Annotated in this window: 16 protein-coding genes; 9 read left to right on the top strand and 7 right to left on the bottom strand. The window is 43.7% G+C overall.

Going from position 1 to position 17,062, the window contains the following annotated elements; translation table 11 throughout:
* Positions 1-5: 5 nt before the first annotated feature.
* The 3 genes from M3M39_RS03550 to recX form a co-directional block, all read right to left on the bottom strand.
* Entirely contained in the window at positions 6-1,583 is a 1,578-nt protein-coding gene (locus M3M39_RS03550) for a peptide chain release factor 3 (RefSeq protein WP_252797897.1), read from the bottom strand.
* A gap of 72 nt (positions 1,584-1,655) precedes the next feature.
* Positions 1,656-2,768 carry an AI-2E family transporter gene (locus M3M39_RS03545; protein ID WP_252797895.1) on the bottom strand — a complete coding sequence of 371 codons (1,113 nt, stop codon included), beginning with the start codon at positions 2,766-2,768 and terminating at the stop codon, positions 1,656-1,658.
* Positions 2,768-3,583, bottom strand: coding sequence for a recombination regulator RecX (recX, locus tag M3M39_RS03540; RefSeq protein ID WP_252797894.1), 816 nt, complete (start codon positions 3,581-3,583; stop codon positions 2,768-2,770). Before recX ends, M3M39_RS03545 begins: the two co-directional genes overlap by 1 nt.
* A 78-nt stretch (positions 3,584-3,661) precedes the next feature.
* Between recX and M3M39_RS03535 the strand changes: the two genes are divergently transcribed.
* Complete coding sequence (locus tag M3M39_RS03535; protein ID WP_252797892.1) at positions 3,662-4,117, top strand: flavodoxin; 456 nt, start codon at positions 3,662-3,664, stop codon at positions 4,115-4,117.
* A 5-nt stretch (positions 4,118-4,122) separates the two neighbouring features.
* Here the strand turns inward: M3M39_RS03535 and M3M39_RS03530 are convergent, their stop codons facing one another.
* Positions 4,123-5,025 carry a YihY/virulence factor BrkB family protein gene (locus M3M39_RS03530; RefSeq protein ID WP_252797890.1) on the bottom strand — a complete coding sequence of 301 codons (903 nt, stop codon included), beginning with the start codon at positions 5,023-5,025 and terminating at the stop codon, positions 4,123-4,125.
* 161 nt (positions 5,026-5,186) lie between these two features.
* On the opposite strand from M3M39_RS03530, the gene M3M39_RS03525 reads away from it, so the two are divergent.
* The 4 genes from M3M39_RS03525 (at position 5,187) to M3M39_RS03510 (ending at position 8,964) form a co-directional block, all read left to right on the top strand.
* Entirely contained in the window at positions 5,187-6,125 is a 939-nt protein-coding gene (locus M3M39_RS03525) for a glycosyltransferase family 2 protein (protein WP_252797888.1), read from the top strand.
* Entirely contained in the window at positions 6,122-6,565 is a 444-nt protein-coding gene (locus tag M3M39_RS03520; RefSeq protein WP_252797887.1) for a GtrA family protein, read from the top strand. Before M3M39_RS03525 ends, M3M39_RS03520 begins: the two co-directional genes overlap by 4 nt.
* 134 nt (positions 6,566-6,699) lie before the next feature.
* Entirely contained in the window at positions 6,700-7,425 is a 726-nt protein-coding gene (locus M3M39_RS03515) for an AAC(3) family N-acetyltransferase (protein WP_252797885.1), read from the top strand.
* A gap of 339 nt (positions 7,426-7,764) precedes the next feature.
* Positions 7,765-8,964 carry an arginine deiminase gene (locus tag M3M39_RS03510; protein ID WP_252797877.1) on the top strand — a complete coding sequence of 400 codons (1,200 nt, stop codon included), beginning with the start codon at positions 7,765-7,767 and terminating at the stop codon, positions 8,962-8,964.
* A gap of 55 nt (positions 8,965-9,019) precedes the next feature.
* Here M3M39_RS03510 and M3M39_RS03505 read toward each other — a convergent pair whose 3' ends face one another.
* The 3 genes from M3M39_RS03505 to M3M39_RS03495 form a co-directional block, all read right to left on the bottom strand.
* A complete protein-coding gene (locus M3M39_RS03505) occupies positions 9,020-9,817 on the bottom strand; it encodes an ABC transporter permease (protein WP_252797875.1) in 798 nt (265 codons plus the stop codon).
* Positions 9,807-10,724 carry a metal ABC transporter ATP-binding protein gene (locus M3M39_RS03500; protein ID WP_252797874.1) on the bottom strand — a complete coding sequence of 306 codons (918 nt, stop codon included), beginning with the start codon at positions 10,722-10,724 and terminating at the stop codon, positions 9,807-9,809. Before M3M39_RS03500 ends, M3M39_RS03505 begins: the two co-directional genes overlap by 11 nt.
* Before the next feature lie 349 nt (positions 10,725-11,073).
* Positions 11,074-12,426 carry a gluconate:H+ symporter gene (locus M3M39_RS03495; protein WP_252797958.1) on the bottom strand — a complete coding sequence of 451 codons (1,353 nt, stop codon included), beginning with the start codon at positions 12,424-12,426 and terminating at the stop codon, positions 11,074-11,076.
* A 157-nt stretch (positions 12,427-12,583) separates the two neighbouring features.
* On the opposite strand from M3M39_RS03495, the gene M3M39_RS03490 reads away from it, so the two are divergent.
* The 4 genes from M3M39_RS03490 (at position 12,584) to M3M39_RS03475 (ending at position 17,060) form a co-directional block, all read left to right on the top strand.
* Entirely contained in the window at positions 12,584-13,447 is an 864-nt protein-coding gene (locus tag M3M39_RS03490; protein ID WP_252797873.1) for a zinc ribbon domain-containing protein, read from the top strand.
* Between the two features lie 183 nt (positions 13,448-13,630).
* Positions 13,631-14,710, top strand: coding sequence for an AEC family transporter (locus M3M39_RS03485; RefSeq protein WP_252797871.1), 1,080 nt, complete (start codon positions 13,631-13,633; stop codon positions 14,708-14,710).
* A gap of 14 nt (positions 14,711-14,724) precedes the next feature.
* Positions 14,725-15,726, top strand: a complete 1,002-nt coding sequence (locus M3M39_RS03480) for an NAD(P)-dependent oxidoreductase (RefSeq protein WP_252797870.1) — start codon at positions 14,725-14,727, stop codon at positions 15,724-15,726.
* A gap of 290 nt (positions 15,727-16,016) precedes the next feature.
* Positions 16,017-17,060 (top strand): PTS sugar transporter subunit IIC, encoded by a 1,044-nt coding sequence (locus tag M3M39_RS03475; RefSeq protein WP_252797869.1) that lies wholly within the window; start codon positions 16,017-16,019, stop codon positions 17,058-17,060.
* The last annotated feature ends 2 nt before the right edge of the window (positions 17,061-17,062 follow it).

The following is a 17,062-nucleotide window of genomic DNA, read 5'->3' as shown; positions in this document are numbered from 1 at the left end:
GTTGGTTATAACTTAGCCGTTAACTGCACGTCCGGATACTTGCCTTGGAACCAACGTTCCGCAAATTGATTTTCAAAGAGGAATAGCGGCTCACCCTGCAGATCCTTGACCAAAATATTCCGTGAGGATGACATCTTTTCGTCAAGTTGGTCTGGATTAATCCACCGGGCAATTCGATGCCCCATTGGTTCCATCAGCACGTCTGAATTGTACTCATTCTGCATCCGGAACTGAAAAACATCAAACTGCAACTGTCCCACAGCACCCAGGATGTATTGTCCGGTATCGTAGGTGGTGTAGAGCTGAATTGCCCCTTCCTGAACCAGCTGCTGAATTCCCTTGTGAAACGATTTTTGCTTCATCACGTTTTTAGGAGAAACTCGCATGAAAAGTTCTGGTGTAAACTGGGGCAGTTTTTCAAACTGCAGAGACTGCTTGCCGGTGTAAATCGTATCGCCAATTTGAAAATTACCGGTATCGTACAACCCAATGATATCACCAGCCACGGCGGTCTGCACGTTTTCACGTGTATTAGCCATGAATTCGGTTACGTTTGAAAGGCGGATGGCTTTTTGGGTTCGGTTTAGAGTCACGTCCATTCCCCGGGTAAATTCACCCGAACAAATCCGTACGAACGCAATTCGATCTCGGTGTTGCGGATTCATGTTAGCTTGAATCTTAAACACAAAGCCCGAAAATTCAGCTGCCGTAGGGGCTACTTCCGTCCCCGCCGTAGTTTTGTGGGGACCGGGAGCTGGGGCCAGCTTCAAATAGGCATCTAAAAAGGTTTGCACCCCAAAGTTAACTAGGGCCGACCCAAAGAAGACCGGAGTTTGATCCCCATGGGCAATTTTGTCACGATCAAACTGGTTGCCGGCTTCTGAAATCAGGTCCATCTCATCCTTGGCTTCCGCATAGATATCATCACCCTCTAAGTCGTTGGGTTCAGCAATCTGGCCTTCGTCATTTAACGGCAGAAAAGCCCGTCCCTCTGATTCTGGTTGAAACTTTTCAATCCGGTGATTGTACCGGTCATACAGACCCTTAAAAATCCGTCCGGATCCAATTGGCCAGTTCATCGGATAGGCTTCAATCCCTAACACTTCTTCTAGCTGATCAACCAGTTCCATCGGCGGACGACTATCCCGGTCTAACTTGTTCATGAAGGTAAAGATCGGAATCCCCCGCATCTTACAGATTTGAAAGAGTTTCTTCGTTTGGGGCTCAATCCCCTTGGCGGCATCAATGACCATGACGGCCGAGTCCACCGCCATCAAGGTTCGATACGTATCTTCCGAGAAGTCTTCGTGCCCTGGGGTGTCCAAAATGTTGACCCGTTTGCCGGCGTAGTCAAACTGCATGACGGAACTAGTCACAGAAATCCCCCGCTTTTGTTCAATTTCCATCCAGTCTGATTTAGCAAAATTGCCACTTTTTTTCGCCTTCACGGTTCCAGCTTCACGGACAATCCCCCCAAACAGCAGTAACTGTTCGGTAATGGTCGTTTTCCCGGCATCCGGGTGAGAAATAATGGCGAAGGTCCGACGCTTGTCGACCTCCGTTTGCAGCTGCTTATTTGGCATTGTTTCCTCCTTTAGTTAATGGCTAAGCGCAAATTAGTAAAAAAATCCGGAGATCCGGATTTTTCGGTAGGATTAGTGTTCACGTTGCAACTGCCAAATGTGGTAGAAGAACCCAATCACGACTTTGACAATGGCATAAATTGGAATTGCCAGGATCATTCCGAGTAATCCAGCAATGTGACCAGCCGCTAGCAAAATAATAATGATAGTGAGCGGATGGATGTTCAAAGTCTTTCCAATCACGTTCGGGTAAACAAGGTTCCCATCGACCTGTTGCACGATAATCACAACCACAATCGTCCAAATTGCTTGAGCTGGACTAACCGTAATCGCTACTAACAGGGCCGGCAAAATTCCAACGTAAGGACCAACGTAGGGAATCAAGTTACAAAAACCAGCAAAAACCCCGAGGAGTAGCGCATACTTTTGCCCAATCAGAAAGTATCCAATTGAGGTAAACGTTCCAACAAACAAACATTCAATTACTTGACCACCAATGTAATGCGACAAGGTCTGATTCATCTTTCTTAACAAAAGACGAGTTTGTTTCCGGTGTCTGTCTGACAACGTCGGAAGCATTTTTTCCAAGCTGGGCAGTAACTTATCTCCATCCTTGAGCATGTAAAACAAAATGATAGGAGCCGTAATGATGGTAACCACCACGTTCGCAGCCATTGAGATAATGTCCCCCGCGCTCGAAGAAAGATGCGCTAACAAGCTTTTCAGGTATGCCGAGTATTCACTCTGGACCTTGGTCACAATTGGATCCCAGTTAATGTTTTTCAAAAAACCGTGCTTGGATAACTTCGTTAACGAGTCCTCTTGGTGGGCAGCAAATTGAGGCATATGACTAGCCATGTTTGCAATCTGCGAAACTAACCGGGGAATAAAGGACATGATAATAAAGATTAGCAGTCCCAAAACAACCACGAAAATAATGGCGGTTCCCCACGTCCGATTAATGCGTTTTGTTTTCGTGATGGGGACTTTCATCAACAGTTCCAAGATTGGATTCAACATATAGTACAAAAATCCCGCAATCAGGAGTGGTGCAAAGATCGTTGAAATAAAAATTCCAATCGGTTGGAATAAGAAGTCAATTTTAGTACATCCGTAAATGATGGCCACTACTAACAGAATTTCTAACGTCCAAAACAGTAGCCGATTTCCTTTGGCATTTTTCATTATGGTTCCTCGATTTCCTCTAAAAATTGATCAATGTCAGCAAATGAAAATCCCTGCCGCATGAGGGCTTGTTTCACCTTCTGCCGGCGCTGAAACGGATCAGCGCTCCGATAACGGTGCCACGCTTTGTGTCCCGCTTTTTCTAACAGTTCTCGTTGGTGCTGCGCATCAACCGTATCATCCAGTTCGGGCAGAATTTCATCAATGGTCTGAAAATCAAACCCCTTCCGAACTAAGTTGAGCTTGGTCTTTTCAATTCTTTTATTATATGGGTAACGGGAATACTGGTCAAACGCCTTTTGTGCCAATGCCAGCCCATTACTAATCTCCTGCTCCGCAGAATAGAATTGATTGACTGCCGTTTGGGCCTGCGCTTCGCTAATCCCCTTTTGCAATAGATAGCGAAAGGCTGCTCTAGGTCCTTTCTTTCCGGAGAGGACCATCTGTTGCACGTAGCGTTCGGCATACTGTTGATCATTTAATAAATCTAGTTTCTGTAACCGCTCCACCACAGCTGCAATCAAATCCTGGTCATCAGAAAGATCCTTCAGCTTCGTTTGGACCTCTACCTTCGTACGACTCCGATAAGAAATGAAATCAACTGCTTTAGCAAACAACTTAGATTGCTGGTCGGCTGCTTGAATGGTCTGTACCAGGGTTCTAGTCAGCGTTTGTCCCTTAAATAAATGGTACTGAATCAAGATCTCTTCACTGACCGGAAAGGCGTACTCCCCATCTAGGTACACGTTATAACGGCCGGGGCGTTTTTGAGCTTCTACCTTCGTAATCCGTAGTAATTGGGATTGCTGTGCCATTTCATCGCGTCCTTTCTAAAATTCACAATCATTCCTGGTTCTGCTATACTAAGAAGAAAAATCGAAGGAAGTGCCCCAATGACTAAAGCACACGTGGTGTTTGCAACCATCACCGGAAACAACGAAGACATTGCAGACATTGTCACCGAAGGTTTGGAAGACCTCGGGGTTACGGTTCAAGAGACCGAAATCTCGCAAACAGATGCGGCTGAACTTAAGGATGCAGACATCGTGGTGATCTGTCCTTATACTTACGATGAAGGAAATCTTCCGGAAGAAGGTTTAGACTTCTTTGACGACCTTTCGGACCTTGATCTCACTGGTAAAACGTTTGGTGTTGCCGGATCAGGAGACGTTTTTTACCAAGAATTTTATAACGTTGCCGTGGATAAATTTGCTGAAGCCCTTGCTAACACGGGGGCCAAGCAAGGAGCTCCCAACGTTAAGATTAACTTGGATCCCGATGAAGCAGACATCGAAACGCTCGATCAGTTCTCAAAAACCCTCGTTGATAACACAACGAATTCTAACTAAGCATCCTAGTCCTGCCGGTTTCGGTGTGGGCTTTTTTCATAGAGAGCTTTTAGTGACGTTTGCGCTGCTGATTCAGGTAAAGAACCGCCAAAATATTCTTGGAGGCTAGCGTTTAAAACGGCCCCGCTCAAAAGAATGGTTCCGGTAAAGTTCAGCCACAGCATCAATACCATTACAGTTCCAAGCGTTTTATAAGCCGAAATGTTGCGGAAAAAGGAGCTAATAATTAACGAGAAGACCTGCGTTAGAACCAGTAACCCAATTAACGCCACAACGGCCCCCCAAACCGTATACTTCAGTTTTGTTTCTACGCTAGGCACAAAGTAGTATAACAGGGTCAAAATTACGATGGAAATTACCAAGGTAATTGGTAAGCGCACGTCATTCAAGAGGTTAATTAAATTCATGGGAACGTGCAGATCATGATGCGCAAAATTCAACAACAGTCGACCAAATCCCATTAAAATAATGAGCACCAACAACAGCACTACTAATAGCAACATCCAAATAAAGGACGTTAGGCGGTTCATCAGCGAACTTTGCTTGGTGACACCGTAAATCCGGTTTACCGAACGTTGAAAGGCAGCCATTGAGCTACTAGCAGACCAGATCACGATGATAATCCCGATTGATAAAATGCTACCCCCGTCCCCCGTAAAAATTGATTGAGCAATCGGAGCAATGCCTTGGTAAATCGATGTGGGAACCACAGATCGGATAAAGCTCAAGACATGACCCACGTTGGAGTTAGTCAGACGAATAATTCCTCCGATAATGATTAAAATTGGAAATAGTGAAAACAATACGTAGTACGCAAAGACTACGGCAGAATCAGAAACATCTCCCTGAGTAAACCGCTTCAATAAGATTTTAAAAAATTTCATCCAGTTTTGTTTGCGGGTTGCCATGTGTCACCCTCCCTTAAAAATGAATTGTTAAAAAATGATTAAGCAATTAATTACCATTGTAGCAGAAATTCAGATATCGAATTACCCTAATTAATGCTAAAATGAAATCAGTATTTTATCCTTTTCAAGTCCCATTTGAAAAGCACCAAGGAGGAACTAATTTGGAAACAATCAGTTTGATTGTCCCTTGTTATAACGAACAAGCATCAATTCAATTATTCTTTGACACGGTCGAAAAAGTCTTCGCCCAAATGAACAGCAACACCGTCCAATACCAACCGGACTACCTTTTTATCAACGATGGCTCAAGCGACGAGACCATCAAAATCATTCATGAGCTTCACGAACAACATCCAGACACAGTTCACTTCATTTCTTTTTCCCGAAACTTCGGTAAAGAAGCAGCCATGGCCGCTGGACTTCGCAATGCCCAGGGAGACTATGTGGCCTTGATGGACGTCGACTTACAGGATCCCCCAGAGTTATTGGCCAAAATGTTAGAAATCATTAACAACGAACCGTATGACTGTGTGGGATGCATCCAAACCAGTCGGAAACAAAACCCGATTCGGGCTTTTCTTTCTGCTAGTTTTTATAAGGTCATTGACAGTCTATCCGACGTCAAAATTAAACCAAACGTTAGAGACTACCGCCTCATGACGAAACGATACGTTAACGCAGTCAACGAACTGGCCGAATACAACCGCTTTTCCAAGGGAATCTTTAGCTGGGTCGGTTTTCAAACTAAGTACATTAAGTACCAAGGTCGACCGCGAGCCGCTGGTGAAACCCACTGGTCAATGATTCAATTGTTTGAATATTCGATTGAAGGAATCGTAGATTTTTCGGATGCTCCGTTACGCATTGCTACCTTTGTAGGAGGATTCTCGTGCTTTTTAGCCATGATTGGGATTATCATCGTGGTCTTTCGTGCTTTGTTCTTTGGTGACGCAGTTGCCGGCTGGCCATCCATGGTTTCAATTATCCTACTGATGGGCGGAATCCAACTGTTCTGCCTGGGGATTGTAGGAAAATACATTGGTAAGATTTACCTCGAAACGAAGCGTCGTCCGCAATACATTATTGAGGAACAAAAATGATTGAAAAATTAGTCCAACTGTACCAAAAACATCGAGATGTCATTCCCTACCTCTTCTGGGGAGTCGCCGCTACGGTTGTCAACCTGGTAAGTTTCTATCTATTAGATCGTTATACCAATTTAAACTACGTAATTAACTACTCCATTGCGTGGGTAATTACCGTGCTATTCGCCTTTTACACCAACAAATACTTTGTCTTTCATAATCAACACCATTCCACCAAGGAATTTTGGTACCAGCTAGCAACCTTTTTTGCTGGCCGGTTTTTAACCTTTATCATTGGAGCTGGCATTTTAATGGTTGGGGTTAGCATTTTAAAGTTTGATTCAAGCCTTGGCAAAAACTTAGTTAACGTGGTTCAAAACATAGTGGTGATCATTCTCAACTACTTCTGGGCAATCCTAATTTCCTTTCGAAAAAAAGAGAATTCGTCTCACTAATTCATTGCTTCCCGCTTTACTGACCCAGCAGATTGGAGGTCATAATGACTCATTCTAAGCAACGTCAAATTGACGAAAAACCATTGATTACCCAATCAGATTTAGAGTAACTCTGGTCTCGATTAGGAATTAACGTGGGGGATACGTTAATCGTCCACTCCTCACTAAAGTCATTAGGATTCGTGCTGGGTGGTCCAGAAGCTGTCATTCAGTCTTTAATCAATCGGGTGGGAGAGACCGGCACCATCATGATGCCGACTCAATCGGTGGAAAGAAGCGATCCCAACACCTGGGGTTATCCTCCCGCTGATCCCAAAGATTGGCAGTACATTCGCGACCATCAGCTCCCCTATAATCCAGAAACGACTCCAGTCTCCACGGGCATCGGAATCATTCCAGAAACCTTTCGGAAATATCCCAACGTGATTCGGACCACACATCCGTTGTACTCGTTTGCCATCTATGGCGCTCGGCAAGCTGAACTAGCTCCGCATGCCTTTCACTTTGGTTTAGGTCCCAATTCTCCGCTCGGCACTCTTTATACCAATCAAATTCCTGCTAAGATTCTCATGATTGGAACGGATTTTGAAACCAACACCTCCATTCATCTGGCGGAATACTGGTTGCAACGACCGACCGTTACCCAAATGGTCTGCGTTCTTGAAAACGGTGAACCCGTGCAACGTCAAAATCAAGACATTGACATGGATATTTATGACGACTTTTTAGAAATTCAGGTTGAATATCAAAAGCCGCTCTCCTATCAAACCGAACCAATTTATCGAGGTAACGCTGCGGTTTATGATTTTCAAACGGTAGTGAAAACAGCTTTGAAGCATTTTCAGCGAAAGCAAAAATAAAAATATCGAGGAAACTAGATTTTGACTAATTTCCTCGATATTTTTTTGCTCTAATTCCTTAGTTAACTAATTTCACTACTAGTTAACCTTCTACCCATTTTTGGAATGCCGGTTGTGCTTTCGTGGGATGATGCTTAGCTGGTGCTTTGCTAACGGTAATTTTGACATTAAAATTGCTGGATCCCAGCTTATTCATGATTTCTTCCAAACCATTTAAGAGAAATCACTTCTATAAAATTCAACTTAGATGTCATCTAAACTGACATTAACTCTATTCGTAGGGAGATAATCGCGTTATGCTAGCAACAATTTGAGTGAACAAGCAACGAGGAGGATCCTATGAACAGTCAATTACAGGTTAATTCAGAAATCGGAACTTTGCGTGAGGTGCTGGTTCACCGTCCCGGTCCGGAGTTAGAAAACATTACACCAGACACCATGAAGGACTTACTCTTTGATGACGTCCCCTTTTTAAAAATTGCACAACGGGAACATGATCAATTCACGGATTTGCTCCGTAATCACAACGTCAAACCGGTTTACATTGAAAAACTATTGCAAGATATTTTACGTGATGGGAACGTGAAAACTGGCTTTATCAAGGACTATCTGGCCCAATTCACCTTAGACTCCATCCAAGTTGAGACCACACAAGCTTACCTCCAATCTTTATCAGCTCATGCACTCACTACTACGATTTATGCCGGGCTTCGCAGTGAAACCGTGGGATTACTGGAAAACTACCAACAGCCATTTGTTCTACCACCGTTACCCAACGCTTACTTCACTAGGGATCCGCAAGCGGTTCTCGGTAACGGGGTCACAGTTAATCCAATGACGTTTGCGGCCCGTAAGCCGGAATCCTTCATCTTTTCATGGATTGTTGATCATCATCCCCGGTTTCAATCTACCCCGATCTGGTTGCAACCCACCCTACCAACTCATCTAGAGGGTGGTGATGAGTTAGTTCTTAATCAGCAAACCCTGGCCCTCGGAATTTCTGAACGGACGACCCGTGAAGCTGCTCTTACCCTTGCAGAGCATCTGTTTAACAATCCCGCTTCTCCTTTTGAAACGGTCATTGCAATTCATATCCCTCATAATCACGCCATGATGCATTTAGACACCGTCTTCACAATGGTCAATCGAGATCAATTTACTATTTTTCCCGGCATCATGGATCAGGACTACCACTTAAACATTGAAATTTTGCAACCCAACAATAAAGGTGGGGTCAAAATTAGACAAGCAACCTACTTAAAACCAGTTCTAAAAGAATCCTTGGGTCTCAGTGAGATTGACTTAATTGAAACCGGAGGCGGGGATGCTATCATTGCTCCGCGAGAACAGTGGAACGACGGCTCTAACAACCTTGCGATTGCACCAGGGGAAGTGGTTACGTACGACCGTAACTATCGTTCCATTCAATTGATGCGCGATCACGGCCTCACGGTTCATGAAATTCCTTCCTCAGAACTCGCTCGGGGACGCGGTGGTGCCCGATGCATGTCACAGCCATTGTGGCGGGACGAACTATAAATTCAAAATTAAAATAGGGAACTTCCGTAAAAATGGAAGCTCCCTATTATTTTAGTTAATGTTCCTGTAAAGTTAATGGCAACCGTCTCAAGATCAAGATGGCAATCGTAATCATAACGACCGTAGGAATGAACCCCACCAGTAAAACTGATCCGGTAAAATTGCCATAAGCCAAAGCTCGTAACGCCCGTAATTGATATGTTAGCGGGTTTAAATTAGCCAACCACCGCAAATAGGTTGGACCCTGTCCATCAACGTAAAATGATGGCGCGGTAAATGCAATTGGCGAAAATAGCAGCTGCATGACCACATCCCGTTGCTGATAATTTTTAAACCAAGCACTACAAATAATGCCTAATGAGCTCCAAAATAACAAAAAGACTGAACCAGCCCCAATCGTTATCCCCCAGCCAACCAAGTTGAGTCTAAGTCCAGTTCCATAGGCTAAAGCCGTTAAAATTAGGCATTGATAAAAATAGCCTAGTAGCGGAAAAACACTCATGCCCATGATGTAATCACCTGGCTGAACCCCACTCATAAATTTCACAGCTAACAAACCAAACTGCTTATCAACCGTACTGCGATAGATTGCTTGTGACATTTGGGTCATCATAATCAATCCAATGACTCCAATCACAGCATAGGAAGCATACGGCAATCGTTGCCCAGCGTACCGGACAGAACCAGTCGTCGCAGAAATTCCCATTACCAGAAAAGCAAAGTATAAAAGTGGTTGCATGGTCATAGAGACCAGTAATCCTAAATTACTACGAAAAGCTTGAATTTCATTTAACACTACCACCAGTAATCCCCGTCGTCCTAATGATTGCTGGCGAAAATGACTAGGATTCATGGGTAGCCTCCCCTCGTTTCAACTGTAAGTAACGAGTCCGAAGGCTCGGGTGAATGGCTTCCAACTTGACAATCCGCAACTGATGCTTTGTTAAAAATGATAATACCTGCTCCAGTTGCCGTTGGGGAATCCGAAAACTTCCATCCGCTGTAACCGTTCTGGATAAAAACTTATTTAAGTCCGCCAATTGCTGGCTATTTCCACAAATTGTTACGTGTACACTCGGTTCTATCAAATCGTTCTGAACGAACCCAGCCACAGAACCTTGATATTGAACCACTCCTTGGTCTAAAAAAATCAACTGGTTGGCGTACGCTTCCACGCTGGTTAAATCATGACTAGCAATTAAAACTAACGCTCCGGCTTGTGCTTGCTGTTGTAAGTAGGTAAAAAGCCGTTCAATTGTTTCAACGTCTAGACCAGTAGTCGGTTCGTCCAAAAGATAAATTTCGGGTCGTTTGGCTAATTCCCGCGCTAGTTGCACCCGCTGCTGTTGTCCACCAGAAATATGATCCATTGCTGCCTTTTGTAATTTTTCAATTCCAAGTAACCGTAAACTCCGCGCTACATTTTGGCGACTAGTTTTCCAAGATTGGCCGGCCAACAATGGTCCTAAGCGGACGTTATCATAGACCCGCGTATACCAATCTACCAACGGAAACTGCGGACAAAACCCAATTTGGCCAAAAGCCGGGCGTTGTGAATCAGGAACGGTAACGCAGACCGTCCCCGTCAATGGTTGCAACACTCCAATTAAAGTCTTCAATAACGTTGACTTCCCTGCTCCGTTTGATCCCACGAGGGCATATACGTTACCGCCCGTCAAAGTTAGGTCGGCATCACGCAAAACCACTTTATGTTCGTCACGATATCCAAGCTGTGGTGCATGTAATTCAATTTTAGGCATCTAAATTCCCCTTTTAATTAAACCAATTAACTTCCGCTTCTAATTTGATTTAAAAATGGGACTTTGCCGTGCGTTAAATTTTTAGTCCCATTTTAATGGGATTCTTTTCTTCACCATCAGAGGTCACCTCTTTAAATTTCATTCGGATTTTGCTGCAATAATTGTCCTAGTAATTACAACTAATTCATAATTAAGTCACAGCATAGCAAAATTACTAGTAAAAAGATAGCCTTTTTCCAATGATCGTCAGTTTTCTCATCTTTTCGCAACGTTTTTACCTAACCAATTCTCGTTAAACAAACAAAAAAGCAATCCGCTAATGCGAATTGCTTTTTTACTAATTTAATTTTTACACAACCAAGTTGAGTAGTAATACCACAATCAACCCAGTCACCGAAATTACGGTTTCCAACGTCGTCCAGATTCCTAACGTTTGTTTGATGTCCAAGTCAAAGTATTCTTTGAACATCCAGAATCCAGCATCATTCACGTGGGAAGCAGCTAATGAACCAGCCCCGATAGCCAATGCCATCATAACGGGGTTCACGTTTAAGGAAGCCATCAATGGAGTTACCAGTCCGGCAGCCGTCATCCCGGCCACCGTAGCTGATCCAAGTGAGACCCGCAGAATTACAGCTACTAACCAACCTAAGAGGATTGGAGAAAGGCTGGAGTGCATCATCAAGCCCTTAACGGCATCTCCCACTCCACCATCAATTAAGACCTGTTTGAAGGCTCCTCCACCGGCAATTACCAGCAGAAGCATAGCAATGGACTTCACGGCTTCAACGATACTGTTAGAGATTTGTTTCATATCCCGACCACGATGGAAGCCCATGGACCAGATGGCGAAGAGTAAGGCGATTACCATGGCAATCATTGGGTTTCCTAACATGGAAACAACGGCATCAAAACCATGTGGGTTTTTAATTTCTTTTCCACCGTGAACTGCTAATTGGTAAACAGTGTTCACAGCCATAAAAATAGCTGGCAGTAAGGAAGTTAAAGCTGATAACCCAAAACTAGGGGTATCCTTCAAATCGTATTCCTTCACTTCACCAAAGGCTGGAAGACTCTTTTTCACTACGAAAGCATCCGGGAAGAAGCGCCGTACCACCTTCGTCCATAATGGACCTGCCACGATTACACACGGAATCGCAACGATAATCCCAAATAACAGCACTTGACCAATGTTTGCTCCCAGTGCCGTAGCAACGGCCGTTGGGGCTGGTTGCGGTGGCAAGAATCCCTGGGTAGCTGATAAAGCGGCCGCCATTGGAATTCCTAAGTATAGGAACGGAACGTCAGCTTCCAAAGCAACTGCGAACACGATTGGAGTTAACAATACCAGTCCTACTTCAAAGAACAATGACATCCCAATAATGAAGGAAGCCACCACGATGGCTAATTGTAACCGTTTCTTCCCAAACTTTTGGATTAAAGTTTGCGCGATTCGGTACGAACCACCAGAGTCAGAAACCAATCGTCCAATCATGGCTCCAAACCCGAAGACGACCGCTAGTTCTCCCAGCGTGTTTCCAATTCCCAATTTAATGGTATTAGCAATGGAAGCTGGATTCATTCCCAGTCCCAATGCCACTAAGATTGCTACTACAATTAACGACACAAACGTATTCAGTTTGAGTTTGATGATTAAAAATAGCAACAATATGATTCCTAAAATCAAAACTACAAACGGCATCATCTTTAGTTCCTCTTCTCTTTCTTTTAATCGGTACCATTTTTAGCACATTCATTATTGTATGCGTTTTCATTGCTAATTTCAAGCATTTTATTGTTAATTTTGTGAATATGCTTAGTATGATAAAATAAAAGCAAACACCTAAAGGAGAATTACCATGAACTCAGAAAACACAAAATTCTGTACTAACTGTGGAAAAGAGATCCCGCAAACTGCGCAATATTGCCCGTACTGTAATACCAAGCAGCCTAGCCTCGAACCGACCTACCTCAATCGAAGTGACGTAAGCACCCACCAGTGTCCTCGGTGCAAAAACGTAATTCCCGACGGAGTTTCCTATTGTCCGTACTGTGATGAACCCCAGACGAGAAGTCAAAATAACAATCATCAACAATCAACTGGGCAACCGGCAAAGACGGCGCAAGATCAGACCAACCAGTCTAACCATCCGCGCCAACACAAGTCCCACTTCTGGCGCAATGTCATTGTGTTGCTAGTGGTCATCTTGTTAGCCATCATTGCGTTCTTTACCTACCAGAACTATCACAACAGCCAAATCCAATCGAACCAAAACCAAGCTAACCAGGAACAGACTGCCAAAAATGATGCCAATAAATCTCAAGCTAAACAAAGCAAACCACAAAATAACATCGTCGAAATTGTGAAGTCGTTTACCCAAAATAATAAGTATGAATCTGGTCAAGATGCTGCCCAAGACGTTCAAAAAGTGGTTGACAAAATCCCTGATAGTTCCGGATCAAGCGTCAAATGGGATCCGAATGCGCAAACGGTTAACGTGAACCTCCCAGCCTCTTCTCCAGTGGTTAAAAGTGCTGAGACCGGATCTCCACAAGTATGGAATGCAATGGTAAAAGGATTACAAACCATTTCGCAGGAAATTAGCAAGAATTCCACTGGTAACGATGATTATTCCAACATCAAAGTGATGCGCGATGATACCGGGCAACCAATTTTACAAGTCGACAAGGGAAACGTATCGTTGAACAGTCGTGATCAATAATTACTAACTAAACTAGATTGCAAATTAAAAGCATTCCTCGTTTGATAACAAGGAGTGCTTTTTAATTTTTACCACAAAATTTGAAAATAGATTCACAATCATCATCACTTCATGCTAGAATAAAAATCGTCTAATGTCATCTGGCAGAATGAGAATACTTTTAAAATAGATACGGAGGATCATATGAGTATTACTGCTGCATTCGTGAAAACACTAACTAATCCCAGCATCGTTAGTGCCATTACATCAACCATTTTTATTATTTTGCTCGGTTTTTTCCTGCGAAAACACAACATTTTTTCCGAACAATTTGGCAAAACACTTGCCAAGGTAACTTTGACCGTCGCGATTCCCGCCTTAGCACTCAATTCTTTTATGGCTCCAATCGATGGAAAAACACTGTCGGAGGGTATGAGCGTCCTAATCTGGGGATTCTTAATCATCATCATTTTTCTCATCGTGTCCCCCTTCTTATACATTAAATTACCTAAGTCAGAACGGGACGTAATGAGCATTTTAACAACGTTTGGTTCTACCACATTTTTTGGAATCCCAATTGTCGGAGCCGTCTTAGGACCAAAGGGAATTATGTACAGTTCCATCTTTAACATCGGTTACCGCGTTTTCCTGTATTCGTATGCATACATCAAGATGTCGGGGCTCAAAATGGAATTAAAAAACGTCAAAAAGATGTTATTAAATCCCGTTGTCATTGCCACTTTTCTAGGTTTAGTCCTGTGGCTAATCCAGGATTACGTTCCCCACGTGACGGTTCCGACCTTTGTGAAAGGGGTCATTGATCAAAGTGCTGGAACTCATTCAGTGGCCTTTTTCCGAATTGATCAAACGGCATTATGGTTATGGACTCCGCTTAATTATCTAGCTCAACTTGCCTCACCACTAGCATGGCTCTCAATTGGTGTGACCCTTGGATCGCTTTCCTTTAAGCAAGCAGCTGGAAGTAAAATTTCTTGGTACTACGGTTTTAATAAGGTAATTTTGGTACCCTTGGTTACCTTAATTTTAGCCGGTGGCCTTTCCGCACTAGGAGTGCTTCCAATGAGCTTTGTTGCAATTGCAACAATGGTAATCATGATGGCAACGCCCACGGCAACGGTTGCTTCCGCCTATGCAATTAGTTTTAATCGGAACGCGGTCTTAGCTTCCAATGCTTCTCTGATTTCGACGGTTCTCGCCGTTATCATGATGCCAATCTGGATTGCCCTCCTGCAGGTTATTAATAGTACCGGGATCTTGAAATAGAAAGGAAATTTACCATGGTTAAAATTACTGCATACGGAGTTCGTCCCATTGAGGTTCCTTACTTTAAGAAATTAAATACCGAACATTACGAATTAAACTTGGTGCCGGAACTTTTAGACCACGACAATGCTAACGTTGCCAAGGGTTCAACCGGCGTACTCCTGCGGGGAAATTGTTTAGGTGATCGAACGAATCTGGAAAAATTTAAAGCATGGGGCATTGAATACGTCTTTACCCGAACTGTCGGCGTTGATCATCTCGATTTAGATGCGGCAAAAGAACTAGGATTAAAGGTTGCTCGGGTTCCCAGTTACTCTCCCTATGCGGTGGCTGAACTAGCCTTAACGTTGGGCATGTCCTTATTTCGAAAGGTCGCTGCGGAAATTACCAACACCCACACCGGCAACTTTCGGGTATTAGATCAATATTTTAGTAAAGAAATTCATAGTTCTACAGTGGGAATCATCGGTTGTGGCCGAATTGGAGCTGCAGAAGGAGAACTTTATGCTGGTCTCGGGGCCACGGTTATCGGGTACGATCCTAATTCTGCCGATCCCCACCATAAAAATGGGATCGACCTAGTCAGCTTACCTGAGTTACTGAATGAAGCTGACATTGTCTCGCTCCACGTTCCGTTTATTCCCGGGAAAACGGAGCATTTAATTGACCAAGCTGAACTACGGGAAATGAAGTCTGATGCCATTTTAATTAACACGGCACGTTCGCAGGTCGTCAACTTACCGGCAGTTAATCAAGCTTTAGCAGCGCAAACCATCGGTGGCTATGGGGCTGACGTCATTGTTGCTGAATCCCAAATCATCGGAAAAGATTTCGCTAGTTTAGATCAACTGCCGAATGCTGAACTACTAACCCTAATGCAGCAATTCCCGAACGTCATTATTACCCCACACGTGGGTTCGTTCACCGAGCCCGCACTAACCGACATGATTACGATTAGTTACCAAAATTTTGCGACCACAATTGCCACCGGAACTTGTCCAAACGCCGTAATTTAAAATTTCCCTTGACAATCATTCTTAATCATTGTTTAATTAAACCAATTTAATTTTAGAAAGGAAAGTTCAAATGACCAGTCAGTTGACGCACCAACCTAGTTTCTATTTTTACTTTACTTGGAATCCGCGCAGATCTAAGTAAGGTAATTTTTGGTTGCCTAGTTAGATCTGAAATGATTTTAACTAGGCAGTTCGATTGAATTTGAATTTTCTGTACAACTAGCCTAGTTAGAATCACGGTTCTAACTAGGCTTTTTGTTTATCATTGTTTAATTTAGAAAGGACAGCTTATGCCTAATTCCATCAAAACTGCTACTAACAATATTTTAAACGGGATCTCGATTGGCTTAATCGTAGCGCTCGTTCCAGGAGCCATTCTGAACGCCATCATCAAACCGTTTGTAACTCAGTTCCCGTTACTAGGTATCATTCTCGCCATGACCAGTATCGCTGCGATGTTGCTTCCAGCCACCAGTGCCGTTTGTGTAGGGATGCTGGCCAAGTTCACCCCGATTCAGACCACTTGTCTCGCCCTGGCCGCAGCGGTCGGTGCTGGAAACGCCCATTTTAATCAAGGACAAATTGCAGTAACCGGAAGCGGCAACGTGCTCAACATTGGGATTACCATTGCGGTGGCCTACGCTTTGATTATCTTGGTGGGCAAACACCTGCACGGTTACACGATTTTACTTTTACCGACTTTAACCCTGCTAATTGGTGGGGGGATTGGTTTGCTCACGCTAGGACCTGTCACCGCCTTTACCAAGGCAATTGGCAAACTGATCATGCAGTTCACGGGCTTACAACCGTTACTAATGGGAGCGGTAATAGGAATTTGCTTTGCGATTCTGGTGCTTTCTCCAATTAGTTCGGTCGGAATTGCAACTGCCATCGGAATTTCCGGCATTGCAGCTGGATCAGCAAACTTGGGAATTACTGCAGCGGCATTTACAGTGGCCATTGCAGGCGCTTCGGTTAATTCGCTCGGAACCACCATCTCACACTTCGTCGGGACGCCCAAAATTCAAATGGCTAACGTTTTAAAGAAACCAAAATTATTTATTCCTTCCATCATTAACGCTGCGATTGTTGGTAGCCTGGGCGCCCTTTTCAACGTCAAGGGAACCCCGGTAAGTGCCGGTTTTGGTCTTTCCGGGTTAGTGGGACCACTTGCTAACCTGTCAGCCCATCCGCATCACACTAGTAGTACCATCATCATTAGCTTGCTGCTCTTTATCGTGTTACCAGTTGCTTTGGCCTTTCTCAGTCGTTACCTCTTTACCAATAAGTTGCATTTGCAAACCGCTAAAGATTTTCAAATTAATTACCAATAATA

The sequence above is a fragment of the Fructilactobacillus hinvesii genome (genome assembly GCF_024029435.1).
Lineage (GTDB): Bacteria > Bacillota > Bacilli > Lactobacillales > Lactobacillaceae > Fructilactobacillus > Fructilactobacillus hinvesii.
Note: the sequence above shows the minus strand (reverse complement) of the source record. Positions and strands in the feature narration are given on the sequence as shown.